The 4968-nt window shown below is 72.1% G+C and carries 4 protein-coding genes; all 4 read right to left on the reverse strand.

Annotation, left to right across the window (positions count from 1 at the left end):
• A partial coding sequence (locus VGW35_17075) for a BtpA/SgcQ family protein (GenBank protein ID HEV8309374.1) occupies nucleotides 1-134 on the reverse strand: 134 nt, incomplete at its 3' end.
• Nucleotides 135-372: 238 nt separating this feature from the next.
• Complete coding sequence (locus VGW35_17080; protein HEV8309375.1) at nucleotides 373-1128, reverse strand: hypothetical protein; 756 nt, start codon at nucleotides 1126-1128, stop codon at nucleotides 373-375.
• A gap of 46 nt (nucleotides 1129-1174) precedes the next feature.
• Complete coding sequence (locus tag VGW35_17085) at nucleotides 1175-3106, reverse strand: AI-2E family transporter (protein ID HEV8309376.1); 1932 nt, start codon at nucleotides 3104-3106, stop codon at nucleotides 1175-1177.
• A 205-nt stretch (nucleotides 3107-3311) separates the two neighbouring features.
• Nucleotides 3312-4968 (reverse strand): HAD hydrolase family protein (locus VGW35_17090; protein HEV8309377.1); only part of this gene is annotated, 1657 nt, incomplete at its 5' end.

Here is a 4968-nt window from a genome sequence, read left to right on the forward strand (position 1 = left end):
GCCCGCGCGTCGGCCACGGCGCGGTCGACGACCCGGGCCAGCGACCCTCCCCAGCGCGGACTTCCGGGGAGCGGCAGCAGATGGACCATCCCGATGAGAAGACGCGAGAGCCCGGGGAGCGGCTCGCGGCTCACGACCCGAGGTTCCTCGCCAGGTCGGTGCCCTCCTCTGCTGGACCGGTGATCGGCTGATCGGCACTGCGGGGCGCCAACCCGCTCGGCGTCGGTTGGACTCGGAGAGCGCCGTCGAGGCCCCCTCCGATGAGCCGACCACCGAGCGTCTGGTGCATCGAGGGGTGCTCCGAGCGGCGGCTTCGCCGCCGCCACGACGGGGGGGCATCGGGGGGGTCTTCCGAGACCCCCCCGAAATGACCTAGGCGGCCGCGTCCAGGCCCCGGCGGTAGGCCCGGCCGCGCTCGTACCCCCGGCGGAAGGCCGCGTCGCTGTAGGCCTCGGGGTAGCGCGTCCGGAGGTATTCTACGACGTCGTCGTACGGCCGGCCCTGCGTTTTGGGATCGAGGGCCGCCTCGAATCCGCGCCGGTAGCGGGCCTCGTCACGCTGGAAGTCGCCACCCTGGGTCGTGTAGTGCTCGGCTTCAGCCGACCGGAGGCCCACCCACCAGCGCTCGCGCGCCGCATCGAGGCTCTCGGCGCCCGTCTCCAGGAGGATGCGGCGCGCGGTGTCGGTCTGGTCCTCGTCGTCGGCGACGACGATGAGGACGGTGCGCCCTTGCCGCAGGGCATCCTCGTAGAGGAACAGCTCGTCCTTCGGCACCCCGCCCCCGAGCGACTCCTCGAGCGCGCCCCCGATGGCGGCGCCCCCGATGCCGAGGATGGCCCCGGCCAGGAGCCCGGCGGCGACGACGGGACCGACCCCCGGGACCATCGCGGTGCCGGCGATGACGAAGCCGGTGGCGGCGCCGGTGGCACCACCGACGATCCCGCCCACGGCAGTGCCCATGCCGGGCTGCTCGGTCTCCGCGGTGGGGGCGACGGCCTCGAGCTCACGGAGCGAGGTTCCCGGGCTCAGGAGGTTGAGGCGGTCGTCGGCGAACCCAGCCCGGCGGAGCTCGTCGGCGGCGATTCGGGCTTTCGCCATGCTCGTGAACAGCCCAACCGTGGTACGCATGAACCGTCTCCTTTTGTGTCGTCCGGACCGGGGGGCGCGCTCGGCGTCACCCGGCAGCAAGTCGCGTGCCGCCCGGCCTCAGGCGATTTCCGGCCCCCGCTCGGGCGGCGCCTTCCAAACGGAAGGCGCCGGCCGACGGCGGCTGCGCCTCGGGGCGGGTCAGGACCGGCAGGAGCTGGAGCACCTGATCGCGGGTCTCGGCGAGCGTCGGGGCGACCGCGTCGGCCCCGGCCGCGACCAGCATGGCTCGCCCCTCCTGGCCGGACCCGTTCCGGCCCCACCGGCCGATCAGGATCTGGGCATCGGGCACGACCATCCGGAGGCGCTTGATGAGGTACCGCGCGTGGGCCAGCCCCCCCGGCGGCAGCGCCGCGACGCAGATCATCGAGGGGCGCCTCTCGCGGGCGAGCGTGACCACTTCGGAGGCGAGCAGGGCCGGCGAGACCACCTCGACCTCGCAGCGCGCATCGGCCATGAGTCGCTGGAACATGATCAGGGCCAGCTCGTCCGCTTCGTCTCGGGCCGGGCAGCCGAGAATGCGCAGAGCCGGGAGGGCGTCCAGCGTGCCGGTGGCGCTCGCCGGACCGGGGCCGGCCACGGCCGGCTCGGGCCTGGCCGCCCCCAGGCTCTCCATGATTTCGCGTGTCGCCGTCAGGATCCACTGCTCGTCCTCGCTGGAGAGCGTGCCATGGGCGCGGTCCCGCTTGGCATACCTGAGGGCGGGCAGCAGGACGCCGTCGTAGACCTGGTTCGCCCCGTGGTGCCGGATGAAGTCCTCGACGATCAAGGCGGCCTCGTCCTGATCCATCGCCAGCAGACGCTGGTAATAACTCACATACGGCTCCAGCACCGGCTCGTCACCCATGAGCACGACGAAGAACTCCAGCCCGGGGACGTACTTGCCGAGGACGACCAGACACACGGTGAGCGGCGTCGCCAGGACGAGCCCGACGGGGCCCCACAGCCACGCCCAGAAGCCGATCGAGATGAGGAGCGCCACGTCGGAGACGCCGGTGCGGACGCCGTAGAAGATCGGCTCCACGACGAGAAAAATGAACGGCTCGAGCACGACGAAGAGGCCCGCCACCAGGAGCGGCTGCCACCAGCCCTCGAACGCGACGAGGCTCAGGCCGATGGGCAGCAGCGCCGCCAGCCAGGCGCCGAGGTATGGCACGAAGCGCAGGATAGCGGCCAGGAACCCGAAGAGGACCGCGTAGGGCAGCCCGATGAGGAAGAGGCCGGCGCCGACCGCCACGCCGAAGCTCCCGTTGATGATGGAGTAGGCGAGGAGGAACTGGCTGATGCGCTCCCCGGCCTCGTCGATCGCCTTGGTCGTGACCGGCAAGCGGCCGAACCCGATGAGGCGGATCAGCCGGTTGCGCAGCTCGACCTGCCGGATGAGCATGAAGATCGTAAGGGCGATCGCGAGGCCCGCGCTCACGAGCGGCTCCACCAGCGCCCCGAGTTGCCGGAGCATGGCCTGCCGGTCCGGCTGGACCACCACGGCGAGCGGCTCCTGCCGGGATTCGGGCCCGGCGGTCGGATCCTGCTTCTGGATCTCACCGAGCACCTCGTCGAGCAAGCGCTGGAACCGCTCGATGACGGTGCCTCGGCCCGCCTGCCGGAGGTCGGCGACCTTCTGCTTGATGTTTTCCCGGTAGAGCGGCAGCTCGCTCGCGAGGTTCTGCACCTGGGCGGTGATGATCCAGCCGACGCCGCCGAGCGCCGAGACCGCCATGGCCACGACCAGGAACACCGAGATGGTATTGCGGACTCCCCGTCGCTGCAAAGCGGTGACGACCGGGCTCAGGAGGAACGCGAGGAGGGTCGCGACCGCCACCGGGATCAGGACGGCCCGCGTCCAGTAGAGCGCCGCGACGACGAGGAGGATGCCCGCCAGGACGATCACCGGGCGCAGCTTGGGAAGGTCGCGGCTGGCCGCCTGGGTTCCGCGCTCGAGTCGGTGAAGATTCCGCACGGCTTCCTACCGCTCCATCACGTAGCAAGAAGCGTGCCGCAATCGGGCCGGAGCCGAGCCATGGCCGCGGACCCGACCCGCCGCCGGGTCGGGGCGGCGGAGCCCGGGACGTGCGAAAGTGTCCACGCGGTCATGCAGCATTTGCCGGGCCGGGCCCATCTCACTGAGGATGCCGAGACGCGGCGGGCCCCGGCCCGGCCCCGGCTCACACGGCGTAGCGACGCCGAACCGCCTCCATCACGCGGCGACGGGAGTCCGCCGGAGGGAGCGACATCTCCTCGAGCGTCGCGACCTCGGCGGCGAGTTCGGGATCCTTGATCACCTGGCCCATCCAGGCCGAGTACTCGCGGCCCCGCAGGTGATGGGCCCAGGTTGCCTCGTCCACGCCCTCCGCCAGCTCGCAGAAGCGCGTCAGGTTCGCGGCCCGAAGGCGGAGCTGTCCGGCCGGCCCGCGGAAGTAGAAGCTGCGTTCCGGCGGGAGCTCACCCTCGGCGTACTTCCGGATGTGGCGGCGGTGTGCGAGGCGCCGACGGGCGACCCGGAACCCCACGGCGCGTGGCGTCGGCTCGAGGAAGGCGAGGACGGCCTCTCCTTGATCCAGCCGGGCCGGGCCCACGGCCCCGCCCGACACTGCGCTCTCGCCCCGCAGCGTCCGGAGCGCGTTCGCGAATGTCTCGACGTCGGTGGCGGCCAGCACGTTGACCATCGGCCGCACCTCAGGCGACAGGTCGTCGGCGGAGAGCGCGATGAGGCACGTCGCCTCCCGCCCGGTGCGCACCCACTCGTCGGCCGAGGAGCCGTCAGCGGGGAAAACGTGCTGCGCCTCGTCGACGATGAGCCAGTGGGGCATCCCACTGGTGGCCCGGGTGGCGGCCACCGTCGCGAGGGCCTTGGTCGCGTAGCTCACCTTCTCGCTGCGCGACATCGCGCTCAGGTCGAGGACGAGGCTCGTCCGCGGATGGAGGAGGAGCTGGCCAAGATCGTCAGGCGCCGGCAGCGCTTGCTCGGCCTTGCCGCCGAGGGCCACGACGCCTTCGAGCTCGCGAAGCGTCTCGTAGTCCCCCTCGGGGTCGAGCAGACACACGGTCCGGCCGGCCTCCACTAGCCGCTCGACGAGCACACCGGTGAGGGTCGACTTGCCGCTCCCCGAGGGGCCGACGATGAGCAGATTGGTGGCGTGGGCGGGGATCGTCACCGGCGTCCCGTCCACGCGCTCGCCGAGCTGGAGGTGGTGCCGAGCGATCCGCGGCACGATCTCGACCAGATCCGCCAGCACGTGCTCCTCGACGAACTCGGCGACGCCCCGGCCGTTGGGCGCCCGGGTCACGTGGTCCGCGCGCTCGCGGATGGCAGGGATGGCGTCGGCCACGGCGACGGCGCACTCGCAGAGGGCCAGAAAGGCGTGGTCGTTCTCGGCATCCCCGATGCCGACCGTGTTGTGGGGCGAAAGCGACTCCGCGGAGAGCGCCGCGGCCAACCCGGTCCCTTTCGTGACGCCGCCGGGGAGGAGCATCATGGAGCCCTTGTTGAAGACGAGGGTCCGCTCGACCCCCGCCTCGCGGATGGCGGCGAGGGCCTCCTCCGCGTAGCGCTCGTGGCTCGCGATGATCGAGCTCCCGAAGTCGAACGCCACCCCATGCCGGCCGAGCGCCTCGACGAGCCGGGGCTCCGGGGGGTCGCCGAGCGTCCGCAGCTCGCGCCGGGCGGGGAAGTAGAGCACGGCCCCGTTCTCCGCGACCACCACGTCGAAGAGCCGGTCGGCCTCCGGGCAGACCCCCCGGAGGTCGAGAAGCATCCGGCCCGTCACGAGCATGAGCTTGCGACCGGTCTCGCGGACCCGATCCAGCACCGCTGCCGTCGCC

Source organism: Candidatus Methylomirabilota bacterium (assembly GCA_036005065.1).
Lineage (GTDB): Bacteria > Methylomirabilota > Methylomirabilia > Rokubacteriales > DASRDR01 > DASYQW01.

Coding starts and splice junctions, on each gene's coding strand:
- VGW35_17080 (HEV8309375.1), bottom strand. CDS start 1,128: ATGCGTACCACGGTTGGGCTGTTCACGAGCATGGCGAAAGCCCGAATC.